Below are 21,633 nucleotides of genomic sequence, written 5' to 3'. Positions count from 1 at the left end.
GAAGCTGCATCGCCCGATATCCGCATAAACAAAAACGCCGCGATCCTCTCGCGGCGTTTTTGTGTCTGTTGCCTTACCCCAGGTTCTTGCCGAGCAGCGCGTGGTACAGCTCGCTGTCGCCGAGAATCCCCACCACATGGTTGTTGTCGTGCAGCACCAGCTTGTTGCCGGTCTGGTAGCGGATCTGCAGCGCATCGCGCATGCCGATGTTCGAATCCACCAGCGTCGGCCGGCGACCCAGGCCTTCAACCGCCTGGCCCGGTACCCAGTTCTGCAGATCCAGGCTCGAGCCGTTCTGGCGTGCGCCCTTGATGGTGTTGCCTTCGGCCAGGTCGAGCCACGAATCGCCACCCGGATCGAGGCACACCGAACCGTTGATGCGCTTGCAGTTGTCCAGGGTGCGCATCAGGCTGCGACCGCACAGCACGTTCAGCGGGTTGGTGTGGGCGACGAAGGTGCGCACATAGTCGTCCGCAGGGTTGAGGACGATTTCTTCAGGCTTGCTGTACTGGATGATCCGACCGTCTTTCATGATCGCGATACGGCTGCCGAGCTTCAGGGCTTCATCAAGGTCGTGGCTCACGAAGACGATGGTCTTGCTCAGCTTGCGTTGCAGTTCCAGCAGTTCGTCCTGCAGGCCCTGGCGGATCAGCGGGTCGAGCGCGGAGAACGGTTCGTCCATCAGCAGGATGTCAGCGTCCATCGCCAGCGCGCGGGCCAGGCCCACACGTTGCTGCATGCCGCCGGACAGCTCATCGGGTTTCTTGTTGCGCCATTGGGTCAGGCCTACCAGTTCGAGTTTTTCATCGACCAGTTTCTTGCGTTCCTTCTCCGGACGGCCCTGCATTTCCAGGCCGAAGCTGATGTTCTCGCGCACCGTCAGCCAGGGCATCAGGGCGAATTTCTGGAACACCATGGCGATGCGCTTGGTGCGCATCATTTTCAGTTCGGCCGGGGTACAGGAAGCAATGTTGATCTGCTTGCCTTCGTGCTCGACGTACAGCTTGCCACGGCTGACGGTGTTGAGGCCGTTGATGCAACGCAGCAGGCTGGATTTGCCGGAGCCGGACAGGCCCATCAGCACGCAGATTTCACCTTTTTCGATGTCCAGGCTGGCCTTTTCCACGCCAACGATCTGCCCGGTCTTTTTCAGGATCTCGCTGCGGGTCAAACCTTGATCGAGAAGCTTCAGGGCCTCGCGCGGATCCTTGGTGAAGATTACGTCGACGTCTTCGAAGCGAATTATGCTCATGCGTCACCCCCTACTTTAGCGTCGGGTTGTTTGCAGATACGGTCGAGCATGATCGCCAGCAGTACGATCGCCAGGCCTGCTTCGAAGCCCAGGGCGATATCAGCGGTATTCAGTGCGTTGACCACGGGTTTGCCCAGGCCGTCGGCGCCCACCAGTGCCGCGATCACCACCATCGACAGCGACAGCATGATGCACTGGGTGATGCCGGCCGCGATGCTTGGCATGGCGTGGGGCAGTTCGATACGTGAGAGCAGTTGACGGCGCGAGCAGCCGAAGGCCTTGCCGGCGTCCATCAGTTCTTGCGGGACATCGCGGATGCCCAGGTAGGTCAGGCGGATGGGCGCGGCAATCGCGAACACCACCGTGGAGATCAGGCCCGGGACCACACCCAGACCGAAGAGAGTCAGGGTAGGAATGAGGTAGACGAAGGTCGGCACGGTCTGCATCAGATCGAGCACCGGACGCATCATGGTGTAGAACATCGGTTTGTGCGCGGCGACGATGCCCAACGGCACGCCGATCAATACGCAGACCAGGGTGGCGAACAACACCTGGGCGAGGGTTTCCATGGTTTCCTGCCAGTACCCCAGGTTGAGGATCAGCAGGAAGGAGGCAATGACGAAGGCGGTGAGGCCCCATTTGCGCTGGATGAAGTGGGCAAGTATTGCGATTAGGCCGATCAAGACCAGCGGGTTGAACCAGGTCAGCGCAAACGTCACGCCGTGGATCATCGTTTCCAGTGACACGGCAATTGCGTCGAAGGTGTTGGCGCCGTGTTGCGTCAACCATTCAACGAAGCCTGCGATGTACTGGCCTAGAGGTATTTTCTGATCAATCAGCATGGTAGTGAACGTCCGCATGCAAGGAGATAAACAGCCCGGGCGGGCGAACCCGCCCGGCATAAGCGATTACTGTGCGAGCTTGGCTTTCACGGCCTCCAGGCCAGGTTTACCGTCAATGGTGGTCACGCCAGCGAGCCAGGTATCGAGCACCTGGGGATTCTTTTTCAGCCAGGCCTTGGCGGCCGCGTCAGGCTTCATTTTGTCGTCCAGGATGTTGCCCATCAGTTCACTTTCCATGTCGACGGTGAACTCCAGGTTCTTCAGCAACTGACCGACGTTGCTGCATTCCGAGGCGTAGCCCTTGCGGGTGTTGGTCGCCACGGTGGCGGCGCCAAAATCGGGGCCGAAGAAGTCGTCGCCGCCGGTCAGGTATTGAATCTTGAAGCGCTTGTTCATCGGGTGCGGGGCCCAGCCCAGGAACACCACGGCGGTGTCGCGTTTCTGCGCGCGGTCGACCTGCGACAGCATGCCGGCCTCGCTGGACTCGACGACCTTGAAACCGGCGTCCTTGAGGCCGAAGGCGTTCTTGTCGATCATACTCTGGATCAGGCGGTTGCCGTCGTTGCCCGGCTCGATGCCGTAGATCTTGCCGTCCAGTTCCTTCTTGAACTTGGCGATGTCGGCGAAATCATGCAGCCCCTTGTCGTACAGCGCCTGGGGAACGGCGAGGGTGTATTTGGCGCCCTTGAGGTTGGTGCGCACGGTGTCCACGGTGCCGGCATCGCGGTAGGGCTTGATGTCGTTTTCCATGGTCGGCATCCAGTTGCCCAGGAACACGTCCATGTTCTTGCCGTCGGCCAGGGACTTGTAGGTCACGGGCACGGAAATCATGGTGGTCTTGGTCTTGTAGCCGAGGGCGTTGAGCACGACGCTGGTGGTCGCGGTTGTCGCGGTAATGTCGGTCCAGCCGACGTCGGAGAAGTTTACGGTGTTGCATTGGGCCGGTTCGGCGGCTTGCGCCAGAACCGGCAGACTAAGCAGGGCGGCCAACAACAACGACGGGGAACCTTTCATGGATGGACTCCTTGGTGTTTTTTTTGGCAGTGTTTCCGACTGGAACCACCGCACTTATAGGTTGCGGTTGGATGGCGTTTTGGAGACAGCTCTACCACGGCGCCTTGCAATCGAGTCGATACGATCATGTACCAGTGAAAATCTGACGCCTACAGGGTGCGTCGTAACCAGTACAGGGATGGTCGCATCCAGTGTCGGTGACGTCGTTTACAGCTTTTTTCAGCCTCTTTTGTCCGTCTGAGCCGCAAAAAAACGGCGCAAACACGACGTGAAAGACACGCGGCGTTCGTGGACATGAGTGCGTCGGTGTGAGACGTCGAACGACAGGATAAAAGCCTGATGATGCGGCCATCCCGACGGATTGCAGCTTGAGCGTAGCAGCTGCGTCACCGGGCGCTTTTGCGCCTGGGCGTTGGCACATCCAGGAGTCCGGCAGCAATGGCTATCAGTGTTTTCGACCTGTTCAAAATCGGCATCGGCCCGTCCAGTTCACACACCGTGGGGCCTATGCGGGCGGCGGCGTTGTTCGTGCAGGGTTTGCGTGAGCGGGGGCTGCTCGAGCAGGTTCGGCGAGTCGAAGTTCAGCTCTTTGGGTCGCTGTCGGCCACCGGTATCGGCCACGGCAGCGACAACGCGGTGATCATGGGATTGATGGGCGAGTGGCCGGATGCAATCGATCCGTCGCAAATCGGCCTGCGCATCGACATCCTGCGGGAAACGGATACGTTGTTGCTCGATGGCCGTTTGCCGGTCCCGTTCATCTGGTCCAGGGACATGCGCCTGATCGATGAAAACCTGCCGTTTCACCCCAATGCCATGACCCTGATTGTCGAAGGCGATGACGGCGAGTTGCATCGCGACACCTACTATTCGGTCGGCGGCGGTTTTGTTGTCGATGAGGCGCAAGCCAGCAGCGGGGTGGTCGACATGGATCGCACCGAGCTACCGTACGATTTTTCCAGTGCGGCCGAGCTGCTGGATCTGTGTAAAACGCACAACCTGCGGGTGGCCGAACTGATGATGGCCAACGAGAAGGTCTGGCGCAGCGAAGAGGAAATCCGCAGTGGCCTGATGCACCTGTGGCGCGCCATGCAGGATTGCGTCGAGCACGGCCTCAAGCACGAGGGCATCCTGCCCGGTGGCCTGAATGTGCGCCGTCGCGCGGCGAAATTGCATCGCAGCTTGCAGGAGCTGAACAAGCCCAACGTGATCGGCTCGACGCTGAGCGCCATGGAGTGGGTCAACCTGTTTGCCCTGGCGGTCAACGAAGAGAACGCCGCCGGCGGGCGCATGGTCACGGCACCGACCAATGGCGCGGCGGGGATCATTCCGGCGGTGTTGCACTACTTCATGAAGTTCAGCGAGGACGTGACCGACGCCAATGTCGTCGACTACCTGCTCGGCGCGGCTTCGGTGGGGATCCTGTGCAAGAAGAACGCCTCGATCTCCGGGGCCGAAGTCGGATGCCAGGGCGAAGTCGGTTCGGCCTGCGCCATGGCGGCGGCGGGTTTGGCGGAAATCCTCGGGGCCACACCGGAACAACTGTGTAACGCGGCGGAAATCGGCCTGGAGCACAACCTGGGACTCACGTGCGATCCGGTGGGCGGCCTGGTGCAGGTGCCGTGTATCGAGCGCAATGCGATTGCCGCCGTGAAAGCGATCAACGCGGCACAGATGGCTTTGCGCGGCGATGGACAGCACTTTATCTCGCTGGACCGGGTGATCCGCACGATGCGCGATACCGGTGCCGATATGCATGACAAATATAAGGAGACGTCGCGGGGTGGGTTGGCGGTAAGCGCGGTGGAGTGCTGAAACCGAGTCGCCTCCATTCGCGAGCAAGCCCGCTCCCACATTGAAATGCGTTCCCCTGTGGGAGCGGGCTTGCTCGCGAAGGCGCCAGACCAGTCAAAACTGCGCGTTAAGTGAACACCCGATTTAAAACACGCCACCTTTTGGCGCGTCGCTTACAGATAAGTACCTGACTTCAAAATCAGGACCACTCCTGTCCCTGACCACCCGTCACCCGTGCCTGCGGTGACACTCTTGCAGGGCTCGCCGCAGCCCTGTTCCCACAAGTGCTACCGATTTGCTCACACGCAACGGGGCAGAGCGCTTGCCGCCATTGATGGCACTTATAACCCCTACTCCCGCCGCGTCATATATAGACACATTCCGACGTCGTTTTCAGGAGTTATTGAACGCGCATTCAAATTTAGGCATGGCAATTGCTCTGTCATTACAAAGCCCGTCTCCCACGCGAGAACGATGGCAATAACAAGAGCCTCCGCCTGAGGCCATCACCCGCTTTGTGTGAGGAGATACCGCGATGACGACGTTCAACTCCGGGGCCCAACCCCAGAACCGTGCGCCTCAATCCATCGGCTTTCTGCTGCTGGACAATTTCACGCTGATTTCCCTGGCCTCCGCAGTCGAACCGCTGCGCATGGCCAACCAGTTGTCCGGCCGTGAGCTGTATCGCTGGACCACCCTCACCGTCGATGGCGGTCAAGTCTGGGCCAGTGATGGTTTGCAAATCACCCCTGACGCTTCCATGCACAAAGCGCCTCCCATGGACACCGTGATCGTCTGCGGTGGTATCGGCATTCAACGCACTGTTACCCGCGAACACGTGTCCTGGCTGCAGAGCCAGGCGCGGCAGTCCCGTCGCCTGGGTGCAGTCTGCACCGGTAGCTGGGCCCTGGCCTGCGCCGGCCTGCTGGACGGTTTCGATTGCAGTGTGCACTGGGAATGCCTGGCGGCGATGCAGGAAGCGTTTCCGCGGGTGGCCATGAGTACCCGCCTGTTCACCCTCGACCGTAACCGCTTCACCAGCTCCGGTGGCACCGCGCCGCTGGACATGATGCTGCACCTGATCAGCCGCGATCACGGTCGCGAGCTGTCGGCCGCGATCTCGGAGATGTTCGTCTACGAGCGCATCCGCAACGAACAGGATCACCAGCGCGTACCGCTCAAGCACATGCTTGGCACCAATCAGCCGAAGTTGCAGGAAATCGTCGCGCTGATGGAAGCCAACCTCGAAGAGCCGATCGACCTCGACGAACTGGCGGTGTACGTCGCCGTGTCCCGTCGTCAGCTCGAGCGGCTGTTCCAGAAGTACCTGCATTGCTCGCCGTCGCGTTACTACCTGAAACTGCGCCTGATCCGCGCGCGGCAACTGCTCAAGCAAACGCCGATGTCGATCATCGAAGTGGCGTCGGTCTGTGGCTTCGTGTCCACGCCGCACTTCTCCAAGTGCTACCGCGAATACTTCGGCATTCCGCCGCGTGACGAGCGTGTGGGTTCCAACACCACGCAACAGGTGGCGATGATGCCGCTGCCGCAGGCCCTGGTGCTGTCGCCGCTGTCGGGGCCGTTGTCGGCGCTGAGTCAGGCGCGTAATGAGTCGACGTTTGCCAGTGTAAGGCTCTAGACCGAGGCGCCTTCATTCGCGAGCAAGCCCGCTCCCACATTCAACCGCATTCCCATGATGGAGCTCGGTTGAATGTGGGAGCGGGCTTGCTCGCGAAGGTGTCTTAACGGGCGGTATGGCTCTGCTGGTACTCCGCCAATGCCGGCAGCAATTGCCTGTCAATGGCCTGGCGCACCGCCGGCAGGATCGTCGCGCTGCTGGTGTACATCTGCTTGACCATGGTGCGCAGCACGGTGGCCCGCTCGTTGTTCAAACCTCGCACCGCAAACTCGCAAGCCTGCTCGGCGGTGGCGCCGGTTGGCACTTGAAAGCCCAATGACTTGAGCTGGCCCAACAGGTCTTCCTGGTCTATCAAATCGGCGTGCATCATGACGCTAATCCTTCTTCTGGGAATGATGTCGTGGCTCGATTCTGGTAGTGGCACGCAGTGGCGGCAAGGGCGATTTGTCGTTATGGCAGCATTGACTATGAACAGGTCGTTTTCGGGCTATTTCCCTGCGCTGAGAGTCGGCACACTGGACCCAGCTCGCTTCACGAGGGTTTGGTCACCTTCCCACGGCAGCTCCTCAACAGTACCCTCTGCCTCGATCCTGTCACGGCTTGATCGGGGCTTTTTTTTGCCTGTGAATCTCCCACATTGGATCAATGTCGTGCACAGATCCCCTGTGGGAGCGGGCTTGCTCGCGAAGAACGATGACGCGGTCTAGCGTTGCAACACAAGAATGCGCGACAACAACTCATCTCGATCCACATAACACCCCTGGAAATGCCGCGCCCCGGTAGCGGGATCAAAGGCATTGCGCGCATGCAAAGTGCGACGGTTGTCGAAGCACCAGAGCTCGCCCGGATTGAGCCTTTGCATCAGCCTGAATCGGGGCTCGCGCGTCATCGCAATGAAGCGGCGATAGGCGCTATACAGCCTGGGCATCTGCTCCACCGACGCATCGAACGGCCCCCGCAAAAAGTTCGCCATGCGAATCTCCGACACCTGCCCCAATGCATCCAGGGCGATGATCGGCGCGAGGCAACGGTAGTCGCTGTGGCGGTCCTTGTTGCGAAACTCCACGGGGATCTTGCAAAGGCTGGTGAATGCCTCCGGGTCTTCGCGGCGCAAGGCGTCGGCGATGGCAAAACCGTCGACGAAAATACTCTCGCCACCCTCGGCATCGTTGACCAGGCAATGGAGGAATTGCAGCCCCGGTTGTAACTCCCGGGTCGGCAGATCGCTGTGCAACGGCAAGTTGAAAGCGGTGTAGGCGTTGCTGTCGGCATCGGCCTTGGATTGCACGTTGAACAGCACGCCGAAATTGCTCTCGCGGATGAAGGAAATGCGCTGGGCGATCAGCTTCAGCGAGCCGGGCTCGGTGGGGACGCCACGGACCTGGGTCAGGCCGGTGTCGCGCACGGCCAGCAGCCATTGCAGCAGGGCGTCGTTGTCCTTCATCAGCGCTTGATAGTCGAACACCGGCAACTGCAGATCGCTGTGCCAAAGCCTGGCCTTGGGCTTGCCGGCCAGGCGCTCGGCGCGGGATTCGTCGTCGTAGGCGTGGGCCCGCAACCAGCCGGGGTCGAAGCGGCTGAGGTGGCCATCCTGCCATTGCACGCTCAGGCAACCTTCAGCGTCGATGCTGGTTTGGGCGGGCATCAGGTTTTCTGGTACATCGACGATTTCCAGCACCTGTTCGCGGGTCACCGTGTAGACGCATGACGGGCACGGGCAATTGTCCCGCAGCCAGGGGTGGTGAAAGGGGCTGACGCGGTTGTCGGCCCACTTCACCAGGACACGATCGGCCATGGCCTGCACGCCCGTCAGCGCGCTGATCAATGGATAAGTACGGAAGTCGGCAAAAGCGGCGGCGGTGTTCATGCGATCTCCTGGTTATTTTTTTGGCGGTAATGCGATCACTCGGCCGACGTAGGCGGGGGCGGGCAGGTCGGTCTGTTCGGCGACGATGGCTTGCAGTTTGCCCAGGGTATCTTCGCTGAATGGTGTAGAGCGCGGCCCGGCGAGGTCGACGTGCAGCAGCATTTGTTCATTACCCGCGAGCTCTTGGTCGTCACCGACCCGATGCAGGCTGTGATAGAGGTGCAGGCGTTTGCTGTCGTGGGCGATGATTTGTGTATGCACCTCGACCTCGGCGTCGAGTTTTACTTCGTGCAGGTAATTGAGGTGCAGTTCGAGGGTGAACAGCGAGTTGCCGCTGGCTTCGCGGTTGTTGCTGTCCATGCCGAGGCGATCCATCAGGGCGTCAGTGGCGTAGCTGAAGATCAGCAGGTAGAACGCGTCGCGCAGGTGGCCGTTGTAGTCGACCCAGTCGGGGATGATTCTGGTTTGGTAGGTGGTGAGAGAGGGCATGTCATCAAGTCCTGAAGTCATGAAAACCTGTAGGAGCCGGCTTGCTGGCGATGGCGAAGTTAGCAACACCGCAGAGGTGGCGGATGTACCGGCCTCATCGCTGGCAAGCCAGCTCCTACAGGGATCAGCGGTGTTTATTCGGCAAATGCCATCCCATGCTTCTCTTTGGTGGTCTTCACCGCCTCCAGCACGGCCAGCAGGCAGTCATCACGATAGCGCTCCAGCGCCGAAATGCTGTGTTTGCCCAACTGATCGCTGGTGCCGTCCACCACATCGTCGATCAACTTGTCGGTCAGCTCCGGCGCCGGCAGGTAAGTCCACGGCAACTGCAAGGCCGGGCCGAACTGGGCCATGAAGTGGCGCATGCCGGCGTCGCCGCCGGCGAGCGTGTAGGTCAGGAACGTGCCCATGAACGACCAGCGCAAACCGGCGCCAAAACGGATCGCATCGTCAATTTCGCCGGTGGTCGCGACACCGTCGTTGACCAGGTGCAACGCCTCGCGCCACAGCGCTTCGAGCAGGCGGTCGGCGATGAATCCCGGCACTTCCTTGCGCACATGCAGCGGGCGCATGCCGAGGGATTCGTAGACTTTCATCGCCGCTTGCACGGCTTCGGGGGCAGTGTTCTTGCCGCCGACCACCTCCACCAATGGCAGCAGGTAAACCGGATTGAACGGGTGCCCGACCACGCAGCGTTCCGGGTGGGTCGAGCTCTCGTAGAACTCGCTCGGCAGCAGGCCGGAAGTGCTGGAACCGATCAAGGCATCGGGCTTGGCCGCGGCGCTGATCTTGCTGTGCAGTTCCAGTTTCAGTTCAAGGCGTTCAGGGGCGCTTTCCTGGATGAAATCGGCGTCGCGCACGCATTCTTCAATGGTCGTGACAAAGCGCAGGCGATCCTGCGAGGCGCCAGGTGCCAGGCCCTGTTTTTCCAGGGCGCCCCAGGCATTGGCAACGCGTTTGCGCAGGGCGGCCTCGGCACCGGGCGCCGGGTCCCAAGCCACCACGTCCAGGCCATGGGCGAGGGCACGGGACACCCAGCCGCTGCCGATGACACCGCTGCCCAGCGCTGCGAAGATTTTGATTTCGGTAATGAAGGTCATGGCAACTTCCTGAAGAGTTCGGTGAACCCCTGTAGGAGCCGGCTTGCCGGCGAAGGCGATTTCAGCACCGCAGAAGATGCGGCGGATTTACCGGCCTCTTCGCCGGCAAGCCGGCTCCTGCAGGGGTAGGGTGTAAGTGCAATCAACCGCGCTGGGTCAGGCCCATTTTCTTGCGGCCTTCCGCGGGGGTCAGCACACGAGCGCCGAGGCGGCTGAGGATTTCTGTCGCACGCTCGACCAACTGGCCGTTGGTCGCCAGCACGCCCTTGTCCAGCCACAGGTTGTCTTCCAGCCCGACCCGCACGTTGCCGCCCAACAGCACGGCTTGCGCAGCCATCGGCATTTGCATGCGGCCGATGCCGAAACCGGCCCAGACGGCGTCTGCAGGCAGGTTGTCGACCATGGCTTTCATGGTGGTGGTGTCGGCCGGCGCGCCCCACGGGATGCCCAGGCACAGTTGGAACAGCGGGTTGTCGAGCAGGCCTTCCTTGATCATCTGTTTGGCGAACCACAGGTGACCGGTGTCGAAAATCTCCAGCTCGGCCTTCACGCCCAGCTCCTGGATGCGTTTGGCGCCAGCACGCAGCTGCGCCGGGGTGGAGACGTAAATGGTGTCGCCATCGCCAAAGTTCAGCGTGCCGCAATCGAGGGTGCAGATTTCCGGCAGCAGTTCTTCGACATGGGCCAGGCGGGTCAGCGGGCCGACCAGGTCGGTGTTCGGGCCGAACTCCATCGGCTTCTCGCCAGCGCCGATTTCCAGGTCACCACCCATACCGGCGGTGAGGTTGACGATGATGTCGACATCGGCCTCGCGGATGCGCTCCATCACTTCGCGGTACAGCGCCACGTCGCGGCTGAACTTGCCGGTTTCAGGATCGCGGACATGGCAGTGAACCACGGTGGCGCCGGCCTTGGCGGCTTCCACGGCGGCAGCGGCGATCTGTTTCGGGGTGACCGGCACGTGTGGGCTCCTGGCGGTCGTGTCGCCAGCACCGGTGAGTGCGCAGGTGATGATGACGTCGTGGTTCATTTTTCGGTTCCTTACAGGCGTAGTGGTTCCGTTCGCAGCCCGTTCGGGCTGCGAATCGGTGGTTCAAGTCAGGGGGTTATTTGCTGGTCAGCTTGAGGTTCTCAGCCGCCGGCTTGCCATCGAAGGTGGTCACGCCTTCGAGCCAGCGCTGTTTGTCTTGCGGGTGATCGTTCAGCCACTGTTTGGCCGATTCGAAGGCGTCCTTGTGATCCAGTAGTGGCTGCATCATCCGGCTCTCGTCTTCGGCGGTGAACGTCAGGTTGCTCAGCAGGCGTCCGATGTTGGGGCACTGTTCGGCATATTTCGGCGCGGTGACGGTCCAGACCGTGGCCATGCCTTCGTTAGGGCCGAGGGCGTCGTCGCTGCCGGTGAGGTAGGTCATCTGCACGTTGACGTTCATCGGGTGCGGCGCCCAGCCGAAGAACACCACGGCTTCCTTGCGGCGCACCGCGCGATCCACCGCCGCGAGCATGCCGGCTTCGCTGGATTCGACCAGTTGGAACTTGCCGAGGCCGAACTGGTTCTTGGCGATCATCGCCTTGATCTGGGTGTTGGCGCCCGAGCCGGGCTCGATGCCGTAGATCTTGCCGCCCAGTTCTTTTTCGAACCTGGCGATGTCGGCGAAGGTTTTCAGGCCCTTGTCTGCAAGATAAGTCGGAACGGCGAGGGTGGCGCGGGCATCTTTCAGGCTGGGTGCTTCAAGCACCTTGACCTGATTGGCGTCGACGAACGGGGTGATGGTCTGGGTCATCAGCGGGTTCCAGTAACCCAGGAACAGGTCCAGGCGCTGATCGCGGATCCCGGCGAAGATGATTTGCTGGGAGGCGCTGGTTTGTTTGGTGTTGTAGCCGAGGCCGTCGAGCAATACCTGGGTCATCGCACTGGTGGCGATCACGTCGGTCCAGTTCACCACGCCCATGCGTACATTCTGGCAAGAGGCGGGTTCCGCGGCCATGACGCTGGCGCTCAGCAAAGCGGTACCACTGAGTGCAAGAACACAGCTGCTGATCAGTCGTTTCATTCTCAGGTTCCTCGGCAGTTTCATTATTGTGAGTTCCGGCGTCTGATGCGCCGGTGATGACAAGTTACGCAGCTAAGCGGCCATGAAAGCGCACTGCGGCGACCAGCTCTTGCACTGCAGCGACCTGTGCTCTTGAATGGCTGTTGCAAGTGGCGTATCAACGTCCTCACGCTACCCGCCCTCTCGTTACCGGCCATCGAGTGCGAACCATGTCCCAGGATTTCTACTTCTTGTTGATGCCGGGTTTCTCGGCCATTGGATTTATCTCGGCCATCGAGCCGTTGCGGGTCGCCAATCGTTTTCGTGGCGAGTTGTATCGCTGGCATGTATTGAGCGCCGATGGCGGGGCAGTGCTGGCCAGCAACGGCATGTCGGTCAACGCCGACGCGGCACTGGAGCCGTTGAAGAAGGGCTCGACCTTGTTGGTGGTCGCCGGCTTTGAACCGCTGAAGTTCGCCACTCCAGCGCTGGAGCACTGGCTGCGCCGGCTGGACCTTGAAGGCGTCACCCTCGGCGCCATCGACACTGGCAGCTTTATCCTCGCCGAAGCCAGCCTGCTCGACGGCCACCGCCTGACCCTGCACTGGGAAGCCATCGACGCCTTCAAGGAGTCGTATCCGCAGCTCAGCGTCACCCAGGAACTGTTCGAGATCGACCGTCGGCGCATCACCTCCGCCGGCGGTACCGCGTCCATCGATTTAATGCTGGATCTGATCGCCCAGGCCCACGGCCCGGAACTGGCGATCCAGGTCAGTGAACAATTCGTGCTCGGCCGCATCCGCCCGCGCAAAGACCACCAGCGCATGGAAGTCGCCACGCGTTATGGCATCAGTAACAAGAAACTGGTGCAGGTGATTGGTGAGATGGAGCAGCACAGCGAACCGCCGTTGAGTACGCTGGAATTGGCGGAATCGATCAAGGTGACGCGGCGTCAGCTGGAGCGGCTGTTTCGCCTGCATTTGAACGACACGCCGAGCAATTTCTATCTGCGGTTACGGTTGGAAAAAGCGCGGCAGTTGCTGCGGCAGACCGATATGAGCGTGCTGGAAGTGAGCATCGCCTGCGGGTTTGAATCGCCGTCGTATTTCACCCGCAGTTATCGGGCGAAATTTGAGCGGTGTCCGCGGGAAGACCGGCGCACCGCAAAAGCATAGACACCTGGGAACCCTGTGGGAGCGGGCTTGCTCGCGAAAGCGGTGTGTCATCAACAATGATGGCGACTGACACTGCGCCTTCGCGAGCAAGCCCGCTCCCACAATTTGATCTGTTTTTGCGGTTATTTCTTCAGCAACGCCGAACACGCCGCCTTGTAAGCCTCATGCTGATACTTGTTCAGCGTCGCCGGAGGCTCAAACGCGTGCTTCTTGGCCTGGGCATTGATCGTCTGTGGTGACAACAACGTCACTTCGCAATTCTCCAGCAACTGGAAAACCCCTTCGATCTTGAACGTCGTCGGCCCACCGGCAAACTCGCCTTTCTTGCTGCGCTTCTTGATCGCAATGCGATCAATCGAATTCTCCCGCACGAACGACGCCACCTGAGCCGCAAACACCTTGACGTTGGCGGCTTCGTCGTCATCCTCGAGGGCGATTTTCTTGGTGGCGAGCGCCAGGTGTCCCAGGGCCGAGCCTTCGAGGGTGGCCACGGCAATGATCGCTTCGCTGCCTTTGATTTCGATGCCGCAGACTTTCATGTTGAATCCCTTTTCTGGCTGAAGGCGTGCAGCTTACAGCTCAAGTTGATTGGCGGTGATGCCAAACGCCGCTGCAATTTTTTCGCGGGTGACCTTGCGCGGCTTCGCGACCGTTTCCTGCTGGGCGAAGGCCGGTTGGGAGATGCCCATGCGTTTGGCCACTTCGTCCTGTGTAAGGTTCAAGTGTTCGCGCCAGGCGCGTACAGGCAACGCACCGTCGACAATGCGGCTAACGACTTCGTGAGGGATCATCATGTTTTCCATCCTTGCGTTTACTCCTGCCCAATCGACTCCAAAAACTCCGACCGCTCATCGCTCATCCGCGCCACGCAATCGTTCTGCGCAATAGTGAATGCCTTGCTGCCGGCCGTCGCCGGGAAGGCTTCAATTGCGCAGTCGGCGTCGCGGGTTTTCAGCCATTGCTGTTGCGCGGCTTTGATCTTCGCGGTGATGTCGGCCAATTGCGACGGGTTCTTGCCGTAGAGCGACTGCATGCGCTCGGCCAGGCTCTTGTAGTTTTCGTTCAGCAAGTCTTCGGCGGTGGTTTTGTTGAAGGCCGAGCATTCCAGGGTCTGGATGTCGTTTTCGACTTTGTCGCAGGGGGTGTCCTCGGACTCCTCGGCTGCGTGTACGCCGGTCGCCATCAGTGCCAATGCCAGGAAGAAGAATTTCATGTGAGTTGCCGCTCCCATCCAGTGAAGCATCAAGTGATGCGGCGAATTCTGGCCCAAGCGGACCGCCTTGAACAGGTCGGCAATTGTGCCTTGCGACGACCCTTTGTCGCGGATTGACGCTTTCGGCAATTCCCCTGTCGTTTTTGCACCCGGCTGCCCCGTCCCTCAGGCATATGCTGGCCCCAAAGCGCCGGCAGACGATTCGGCGCATGAATCGACAACAAGGGGACAGCCTGATGAGCCCAGCCGAATTGCACGCCGACAGCATCGTTATCGACGGGCTGATTATTGCCAAGTGGAACCGTGAGCTGTTCGAAGACATGCGCAAGGGCGGTCTGACCGCCGCCAACTGCACCGTGTCGGTGTGGGAGGGCTTCCAGGCCACCGTCAACAACATCGCCGCCAGCCAGAAACTGATCCGCGAGAACAGCGACCTGGTGATTCCGGTGCGCACCACCGCCGACATCCGCAAGGCCAAGGAACAGGGCAAGACCGGCATCCTCTTCGGCTTCCAGAATGCCCACGCCTTTGAAGACCAGATCGGCTATGTCGAGGTGTTCAAGCAGCTCGGCGTGGGTATCGTGCAGATGTGCTACAACACCCAGAACCTGGTGGGCACCGGTTGCTACGAGCGTGACGGCGGCCTGTCGGGCTTCGGTCGCGAAATCGTCGCCGAGATGAACCGCGTTGGCGTGATGTGCGACCTGTCCCACGTCGGCTCCAAGACGTCCGAAGAAGTCATCCTCGAATCGAAGAAGCCGGTCTGCTACTCCCACTGCCTGCCGTCGGGCCTGAAAATCCACCCGCGCAACAAGTCCGATGAAGAGCTGAAGTTCATCGCCGATCACGGCGGTTTTGTCGGCGTGACCATGTTCGCGCCGTTCCTGGCCAAAGGCATCGATTCGACCATCGACGACTACGCCGAAGCCATCGAATACACCATGAACATCGTCGGCGAAGACGCCATCGGCATCGGCACCGACTTCACCCAGGGTCATGGCCAGGACTTCTTCGAATACCTGACCCACGACAAGGGCTACGCCCGCCGCCTGACCAGCTTCGGCAAGATCATCAACCCGCTGGGCATCCGCACCGTCGGCGAGTTCCCGAACCTCACCGAAACCCTGCTCAAGCGCGGCCATAGCGAGCGTGTGGTGCGCAAGATCATGGGCGAGAACTGGGTCAACGTGCTCAAAGACGTCTGGGGCGAATAAGCCGCCGCACTTCTGAATCCTTACCTGCGGCCATCCGCGCCGCAGGCAACACCAAAATTTTTCTGGAGTTAAGTTTCCATGGCCAAGATCGCCCCGCAATTGCCTATCGAAGTCGACAGCGAAACCGGTGTCTGGACCTCCGACGCCCTGCCGATGCTGTATGTGCCGCGTCATTTCTTCGTCAATAACCATATGGGCATCGAGGAAGTGCTGGGCGCCGACGCCTATGCCGAAATCCTCTACAAGGCCGGCTACAAGTCCGCCTGGCACTGGTGTGAAAAAGAAGCCGAATGCCACGGCCTGGAAGGCGTCGCGGTGTTCGAGCACTACATGAAGCGCCTGTCGCAACGTGGCTGGGGCCTGTTCAAGATCCAGGACATCGACCTCGACAAAGGCACCGCCAGCGTCAAGCTCGAACACTCCGCCTTCGTCTATGTGTACGGCAAGGTCGGGCGCAAGGTCGACTACATGTTCACAGGCTGGTTTGCCGGCGCGATGGACCAGATCCTCGCCGCCCGCGGCAGCAAGATTCGCACCGTGGCCGAGCAAGTCTACGGTGGCTCCGAAGAGGGCCACGAAGACGGCTTGTTCATCGTCAAGCCGTTGTAAGTCGAGGAACCCGCCATGGCTTTCGAAGCAATGTTCCAGCCGATCCAGATCGGCAAACTGACCATCCGCAACCGCGTGCTCAGCACTGCGCACGCCGAGGTCTATGCCACCGACGGCGGCATGACCACCGACCGGTACGTCAAGTATTACGAAGAGAAGGCCAAGGGCGGGATCGGCCTGGCGATCTGCGGTGGTTCGTCCGTCGTGGCCATCGACAGCCCGCAGGAGTGGTGGAGCTCGGTCAACCTGTCCACTGACCGCATCATTCCGCACTTCCAGAATCTTGCCGACGCCATGCACAAGCACGGCGCCAAGATCATGATCCAGATTACTCACATGGGCCGGCGCTCGCGCTGGGACGGCTTCAACTGGCCGACCCTGATGTCTCCGTCCGGTGTACGCGAGCCGGTGCACCGTGCCACCTGCAAGACCATCGAGCCAGAAGAAATCTGGCGGGTGATCGGCAACTACGCGCAAGCCGCGCGCCGCGCCAAGGCCGGTGGCCTGGATGGTGTCGAACTCTCGGCGGTGCACCAGCACATGATCGACCAGTTCTGGAGCCCGCGGGTCAACAAGCGTACCGACGAATGGGGCGGCACCTTCGAAGGCCGCATGAAGTTCGGCCTGGAAGTGTTGAAAGCCGTGCGCGCCGAGGTCGGTGACGATTTCTGCGTGGGCATGCGCATCTGCGGTGACGAGTTCCACCCGGATGGTTTGTCCCATGAGGACATGAAGCAGATCGCCAAGTATTACGACGACACCGGCATGCTCGATTTCCTCGGCGTCGTGGGCTCGGGTTGCGACACCCACAACACCCTGGCCAACGTGATTCCGAACATGAGTTATCCACCGGAGCCGTTCCTGCACCTGGCCGCCGGCATCAAGGAAGTGGTCAAGGTTCCGGTGCTGCACGCGCAGAACATCAAGGACCCGAACCAGGCCACGCGGATTCTGGAGGGCGGTTACGTCGACATGGTCGGCATGACCCGCGCGCACATTGCCGACCCGCACCTGATCGCCAAGATCAAGATGGGCCAGATCGACCAGATCAAGCAGTGCGTCGGCGCCAACTACTGCATCGACCGTCAGTACCAGGGCCTGGATGTGCTGTGCATCCAGAACGCGGCGACCTCCCGTGAATATATGGGCCTGCCGCACATCATCGAGAAAACCACCGGGGTGAAACGCAAGGTGGTGGTGGTCGGCGCCGGTCCTGCCGGGATGGAGGCCGCCCGCGTGGCCGCCGAACGTGGTCACGACGTCACGCTGTTCGAGAAGAAAGAGTTCATTGGCGGGCAGATCACCACGGCCTCGAAAGCGCCGCAACGGGACCAGATCGCCGGTATCACCCGCTGGTACCAGTTGGAGCTGGCACGGTTGAAAGTCGACCTGCGCCTGGGCACCGCGGCGGATGCGCCGACCATCATGGACCTGCGTCCGGACGTGGTGGTGCTGGCTGTCGGCGGACATCCGTTCATCGAGCAAAACGAGCACTGGGGCGCGGCCGAAGGCCTTGTGGTCAGCAGCTGGGACATCCTCGACGGCAAGGTTGCACCGGCGAAGAACGTGCTGGTCTACGACACCATCTGCGAGTTCACCGGCATGTCCACCGCCGACTTCCTCGCCGACAAGGGCAGCCAGGTCGAGATCGTCACCGACGACATCAAGCCGGGCGTGGCCATCGGCGGTACGTCGTTCCCGACCTACTACCGCAGCATGTATCCGAAAGAAGTGATCATGACCGGCGACATGATGCTGGAGAAGGTCTACCGCGAAGGCGACAAGCTGATTGCAGTACTGGAAAACGAATACACCGGCGCCAAAGAGGAGCGGGTGGTGGACCAGGTGGTGATCGAGAACGGCGTGCGTCCGGACGAGGAAATCTACTACGCGATGAAGGAAGGCTCGCGCAACAAGGGCCAGATCGACGTCGAAGCCTTGTTCGCGATCAAGCCGCAACCAAGCCTTGCACAGAGCGGTGACGGTTACCTGCTGTTCCGTATCGGTGACTGCGTGGCCCAGCGCAACGTGCACGCGGCGATCTATGACGCACTGCGGCTGTGCAAGGATTTCTAAGCCAACCACCTGTAGGAGCCGGCTTGCTGGCGATGAACGATAACGCGGTCTGCCTGACTCACCGCGTCGTCTGAATCGCCAGCAAGCCGGCTCCTACAAGACCGATGCATGACTCCGTGGTTTGTGGGAGCTCCACCATGTTGAACACCCTTCTTCCAATCCTGTTGTTCGCCGCCCTGGGCCTCGCGGTTCTGGGCGCGTTGCGGCGGGTGGCCATGTGGCGCCGGGGCCGAGCCTCGAAGGTCGACCTGATCGGCGGCCTGTTCGCCATGCCCAAGCGCTACATGGTCGACCTGCACCACGTGGTGGCGCGGGACAAATACATCGCCAACACCCACGTTGCCACGGCTGGCGGCGCGGTGGCGTCCGTCGTGCTGGCGATACTGGTTCACGGATTCGGCCTGCATAACCGCTTCCTCGGCTATGCGCTGCTGCTGATGACAGCGGTGATGTTCGTCGGCGCGATCTTCGTCTACCTGCGTCGACGCAACCCACCTGCGCGCCTGTCGAAAGGCCCGTGGATGCGCCTGCCGAAAAGCCTGCTGGCGTTCTCGGCGTCGTTCTTCCTGGTGACCCTGCCGGTGGCCGGTATCCTCCCGGAAAACTTCGGTGGCTGGCTGTTGGCGGTGATCCTCGGCATCGGCGTGCTGTGGGGCGTGTCCGAGTTGTTCTTCGGCATGACCTGGGGCGGGCCGATGAAGCACGCTTTCGCCGGAGCCCTGCACCTGGCCTGGCACCGTCGCGCCGAGCGTTTTGGTGGCGGTCGTTCCACCGGTTTGAAACCGCTGGACCTGAACGACCCGAGCGCGCCGCTGGGCGTGGAAAAACCCAAGGATTTCACCTGGAACCAACTGCTCGGCTTCGACGCCTGCGTACAGTGCGGCAAGTGCGAAGCGGCGTGCCCGGCGTTTGCCGCCGGACAGCCGTTGAACCCGAAAAAACTGATTCAGGACATGGTCGTCGGTCTGGCGGGTGGCACCGATGCGAAATTCGCCGGCAGCCCGTATCCAGGCAAACCAATTGGCGAGCATGCCGGTAATCCGCATCAGCCGATCGTCAACGGCCTGGTGGACGCCGAAACCCTGTGGTCGTGCACCACCTGCCGTGCCTGCGTCGAGGAATGCCCGATGATGATCGAGCACGTCGATGCCATCGTCGACATGCGTCGCCATCTGACCCTGGAAAAAGGCGCGACCCCGAACAAGGGCGCCGAAGTCCTGGAAAACCTGATCGCCACCGACAACCCGGGCGGCTTCGCCCCGGGCGGGCGGATGAACTGGGCAGCGGACCTGAACCTTAATCTGCTCGGCGAAAAGAAATCCACCGACGTGCTGTTCTGGGTTGGCGACGGCGCCTTCGACATGCGCAACCAGCGCACCCTGCGCGCGTTCGTCAAAGTGCTGAAAGCGGCGAAAATCGACTTCGCCGTGCTCGGCCTCGAAGAGCGTGACAGCGGTGACGTGGCCCGGCGTCTGGGCGACGAGGCAACCTTCCAGTTGCTGGCCAAGCGCAACATCCAGACCCTGGCCAAATACAGCTTCAACCGCATCGTCACCTGCGATCCGCACAGCTTCCACGTGCTGAAAAACGAATACGGCGCCTTCGATGGCAACTACCTGGTGCAGCACCACAGCACCTACATGGCGGAAATCATCGGCGCCGGCGCGCTGAATCTCGGCCAGCACAAGGGTGACAGCGTGACCTATCACGACCCGTGCTACCTCGGCCGCTACAACGGCGAATACGAGGCGCCGCGTCAGGTCCTGCGCGCCCTCGGCATTGAAGTGAAAGAGATGCAACGCTCCGGTTTCCGTTCGCGCTGCTGCGGCGGCGGCGGCGGTGCGCCGATCACCGACATTCCGGGCAAGCAGCGTATTCCCGACATGCGCATGGACGACATCCGCGAGACGGGCGCCGAACTGGTGGCCGTGGGCTGCCCGCAGTGCACCGCGATGCTTGAAGGCGTGGTTGAGCCGCGACCGTTGATCAAGGACATTGCCGAACTGGTGGCTGACGCGTTGCTGGAAGACCAGGCACCGAGCAAGCCGGCCACACCGGCCCAACGTGAACCTGCGGAGGTGCATTGATGAGCGACATTATCCGCCGCGACCCCCGTGCCGAATGGATCGCCCGCAACCGCCTGCACCCGCTGCACGCGGCCATGCAACCGGCGCAACACAGCTGGATGGGGCCGAACGGCGTCATCCGCAAAAAACCCCATGGCATCGGCTTCATCGGACCCAACGGCATCAAGCGCATCGACCGTAGCGGCGCCCAGCAGGGTGGGGCGACCAAGCGTACCGCCGCCGTTGAAGTGCAATTGCCGCTGCATCAGGTGCCTTCACCGGCGTTCTACATCAGCGTGGTGCCGGACATGGTCGGCGGCCGCTTGAGCAGCCACGACCGCGACTTGCTCGGCCTGGCTCATCAATTGGCCGGCAAGGACGGCGCGGTACTGGCCGTGGTCTTCGGCGAGCACAAGGAGAACGCCTTCGCCACGGCTGGCGTCGATCGCCTGCTGGTGCTTGAAGGCGAGCAGTTCAGCGGTTATGCACCGGAGCAACGGGTCCAGGGCCTGCGGGCTGTGGATAACCAGTTCAGCCCACGTCATTGGCTGCTGCCGGACAGTCGTACTGGTGGCGGTGAACTGGGTCGACGCTTTGCTGCCGCCTTGGGCGAACGCCCGGCCACGCGGGTTTGGCAGGTCAAGGATCAGGAATGCATCGGCCGCGCCGGTGCCGGTTTACAAGACCTGGCGCGGCCGCTTGCGCGGTTGATCCTGGCCGCTGTGGAATGCGCCGAACCGGTCAGCGAAACCCGTCACGAAGCCCTGCCGGTGGAGTTATCCACAACCGTCGCCCGCAGTCTCTCGCGCATCGAGGATCTGGGGGCGGTGGCGGTGGACCCGGCAGCGATTCCAATGGCCGAAGCGGAATTCATCTTCTCCGGCGGCAACGGGGTCAAGGATTGGGGACTTTTCCACAGGACCGCCGAAGCCTTGGGCGCCACCGAAGGCGCGTCCCGGGTGGCGGTGGACGATGGTTTCATGGCCCGCGACCGTCAGGTCGGCGCGTCCGGTACCTGGGTCACGGCACGGGTCTACGTGGCGGTGGGGATCTCCGGGGCGATCCAGCACCTGCAAGGCATCGGTGCCTGCGACAAGGTGGTGGCGATCAACCTCGACCCGGGCTGCGACATGATCAAACGGGCCGACCTGTCGGTGATCGGCGAGAGCGCCGAGATTCTTCAAGCCTTGATCGCGGCGGTAGAGGCCTACCGCAACGAGGCCAGGCGCGATGCGGCTTAAGGGAAGGAAAGG

19 protein-coding genes and 1 pseudogene are annotated in these 21,633 nt (G+C 61.4%); 8 read left to right on the top strand and 12 right to left on the bottom strand.

Annotated elements, in window-relative coordinates:
* Positions 1-73: 73 nt before the first annotated feature.
* The 3 genes from choV to DKB71_RS30980 form a co-directional block, all read right to left on the bottom strand.
* The gene (gene choV, locus DKB71_RS30990) at positions 74-1,252 is read right to left on the bottom strand and encodes a choline ABC transporter ATP-binding protein (RefSeq protein ID WP_408599193.1); all 1,179 of its coding nucleotides are present in this window, start codon (positions 1,250-1,252) and stop codon (positions 74-76) included.
* A complete protein-coding gene (choW, locus tag DKB71_RS30985; protein WP_274075582.1) occupies positions 1,249-2,094 on the bottom strand; it encodes a choline ABC transporter permease subunit in 846 nt (281 codons plus the stop codon). The genes choV and choW overlap by 4 nt, the downstream gene beginning before the upstream one ends.
* A gap of 66 nt (positions 2,095-2,160) precedes the next feature.
* A complete protein-coding gene (locus DKB71_RS30980) occupies positions 2,161-3,108 on the bottom strand; it encodes a choline ABC transporter substrate-binding protein (RefSeq protein WP_274075581.1) in 948 nt (315 codons plus the stop codon).
* A gap of 438 nt (positions 3,109-3,546) precedes the next feature.
* Between DKB71_RS30980 and DKB71_RS30975 the strand changes: the two genes are divergently transcribed.
* Together DKB71_RS30975 and DKB71_RS30970 are read left to right on the top strand one after the other, a co-directional pair.
* On the top strand, positions 3,547-4,923 hold the full coding sequence (locus DKB71_RS30975; RefSeq protein ID WP_408599192.1) for an L-serine ammonia-lyase: 1,377 nt from the start codon (positions 3,547-3,549) through the stop codon (positions 4,921-4,923).
* A 514-nt stretch (positions 4,924-5,437) separates the two neighbouring features.
* Positions 5,438-6,541: a GlxA family transcriptional regulator gene (locus tag DKB71_RS30970; protein ID WP_007975492.1), complete on the top strand. Its 1,104-nt coding sequence runs from the start codon at positions 5,438-5,440 to the stop codon at positions 6,539-6,541.
* 103 nt (positions 6,542-6,644) lie between these two features.
* Here DKB71_RS30970 and DKB71_RS30965 read toward each other — a convergent pair whose 3' ends face one another.
* The 6 genes from DKB71_RS30965 to choX form a co-directional block, all read right to left on the bottom strand.
* Positions 6,645-6,911, bottom strand: coding sequence for a hypothetical protein (locus tag DKB71_RS30965; protein ID WP_408599191.1), 267 nt, complete (start codon positions 6,909-6,911; stop codon positions 6,645-6,647).
* Between the two features lie 333 nt (positions 6,912-7,244).
* Positions 7,245-8,408 (bottom strand): gamma-butyrobetaine dioxygenase, encoded by a 1,164-nt coding sequence (locus DKB71_RS30960; protein WP_408599190.1) that lies wholly within the window; start codon positions 8,406-8,408, stop codon positions 7,245-7,247.
* 12 nt (positions 8,409-8,420) lie between these two features.
* Positions 8,421-8,897: a thioesterase family protein gene (locus tag DKB71_RS30955; protein ID WP_408599189.1), complete on the bottom strand. Its 477-nt coding sequence runs from the start codon at positions 8,895-8,897 to the stop codon at positions 8,421-8,423.
* 134 nt (positions 8,898-9,031) lie between these two features.
* Positions 9,032-9,997 (bottom strand): L-carnitine dehydrogenase, encoded by a 966-nt coding sequence (locus DKB71_RS30950; protein ID WP_408599188.1) that lies wholly within the window; start codon positions 9,995-9,997, stop codon positions 9,032-9,034.
* Between the two features lie 142 nt (positions 9,998-10,139).
* Positions 10,140-11,027: a 3-keto-5-aminohexanoate cleavage protein gene (locus tag DKB71_RS30945; protein WP_274075576.1), complete on the bottom strand. Its 888-nt coding sequence runs from the start codon at positions 11,025-11,027 to the stop codon at positions 10,140-10,142.
* Positions 11,028-11,103: 76 nt separating this feature from the next.
* Positions 11,104-12,048, bottom strand: a complete 945-nt coding sequence (choX, locus tag DKB71_RS30940; protein ID WP_274075575.1) for a choline ABC transporter substrate-binding protein — start codon at positions 12,046-12,048, stop codon at positions 11,104-11,106.
* A gap of 209 nt (positions 12,049-12,257) precedes the next feature.
* On the opposite strand from choX, the gene DKB71_RS30935 reads away from it, so the two are divergent.
* Positions 12,258-13,202, top strand: a complete 945-nt coding sequence (locus DKB71_RS30935; RefSeq protein ID WP_408599187.1) for a GlxA family transcriptional regulator — start codon at positions 12,258-12,260, stop codon at positions 13,200-13,202.
* Between the two features lie 122 nt (positions 13,203-13,324).
* Here the strand turns inward: DKB71_RS30935 and DKB71_RS30930 are convergent, their stop codons facing one another.
* From DKB71_RS30930 to DKB71_RS30920, 3 genes and pseudogenes are all read right to left on the bottom strand, one after another.
* On the bottom strand, positions 13,325-13,741 hold the full coding sequence (locus DKB71_RS30930) for a DUF3010 family protein (protein WP_408599186.1): 417 nt from the start codon (positions 13,739-13,741) through the stop codon (positions 13,325-13,327).
* 33 nt (positions 13,742-13,774) lie between these two features.
* Positions 13,775-13,996: pseudogene (locus tag DKB71_RS30925) on the bottom strand (helix-turn-helix domain-containing protein); the annotation flags it as partial.
* A gap of 17 nt (positions 13,997-14,013) precedes the next feature.
* Positions 14,014-14,415 (bottom strand): lysozyme inhibitor LprI family protein, encoded by a 402-nt coding sequence (locus DKB71_RS30920; RefSeq protein ID WP_408599185.1) that lies wholly within the window; start codon positions 14,413-14,415, stop codon positions 14,014-14,016.
* 236 nt (positions 14,416-14,651) lie between these two features.
* Between DKB71_RS30920 and DKB71_RS30915 the strand changes: the two genes are divergently transcribed.
* The 5 genes from DKB71_RS30915 (at position 14,652) to DKB71_RS30895 (ending at position 21,621) form a co-directional block, all read left to right on the top strand.
* The gene (locus tag DKB71_RS30915; protein WP_008033250.1) at positions 14,652-15,629 is read left to right on the top strand and encodes a dipeptidase; all 978 of its coding nucleotides are present in this window, start codon (positions 14,652-14,654) and stop codon (positions 15,627-15,629) included.
* Between the two features lie 78 nt (positions 15,630-15,707).
* On the top strand, positions 15,708-16,238 hold the full coding sequence (locus tag DKB71_RS30910; RefSeq protein WP_046818255.1) for a 4-vinyl reductase: 531 nt from the start codon (positions 15,708-15,710) through the stop codon (positions 16,236-16,238).
* A 15-nt stretch (positions 16,239-16,253) separates the two neighbouring features.
* On the top strand, positions 16,254-18,314 hold the full coding sequence (gene dgcA, locus DKB71_RS30905; RefSeq protein ID WP_274075571.1) for a dimethylglycine demethylation protein DgcA: 2,061 nt from the start codon (positions 16,254-16,256) through the stop codon (positions 18,312-18,314).
* A 137-nt stretch (positions 18,315-18,451) separates the two neighbouring features.
* Positions 18,452-20,401: a dimethylglycine demethylation protein DgcB gene (gene dgcB, locus DKB71_RS30900; RefSeq protein ID WP_408599184.1), complete on the top strand. Its 1,950-nt coding sequence runs from the start codon at positions 18,452-18,454 to the stop codon at positions 20,399-20,401.
* On the top strand, positions 20,401-21,621 hold the full coding sequence (locus DKB71_RS30895; RefSeq protein ID WP_408599183.1) for an electron transfer flavoprotein subunit alpha/FixB family protein: 1,221 nt from the start codon (positions 20,401-20,403) through the stop codon (positions 21,619-21,621). The genes dgcB and DKB71_RS30895 overlap by 1 nt, the downstream gene beginning before the upstream one ends.
* The last annotated feature ends 12 nt before the right edge of the window (positions 21,622-21,633 follow it).

This window comes from Pseudomonas sp. PLMAX (assembly GCF_046042685.1).
Classification (GTDB): Bacteria; Pseudomonadota; Gammaproteobacteria; order Pseudomonadales; family Pseudomonadaceae; genus Aquipseudomonas; species Aquipseudomonas putida_AE.
Note: the sequence above shows the minus strand (reverse complement) of the source record. Positions and strands in the feature narration are given on the sequence as shown.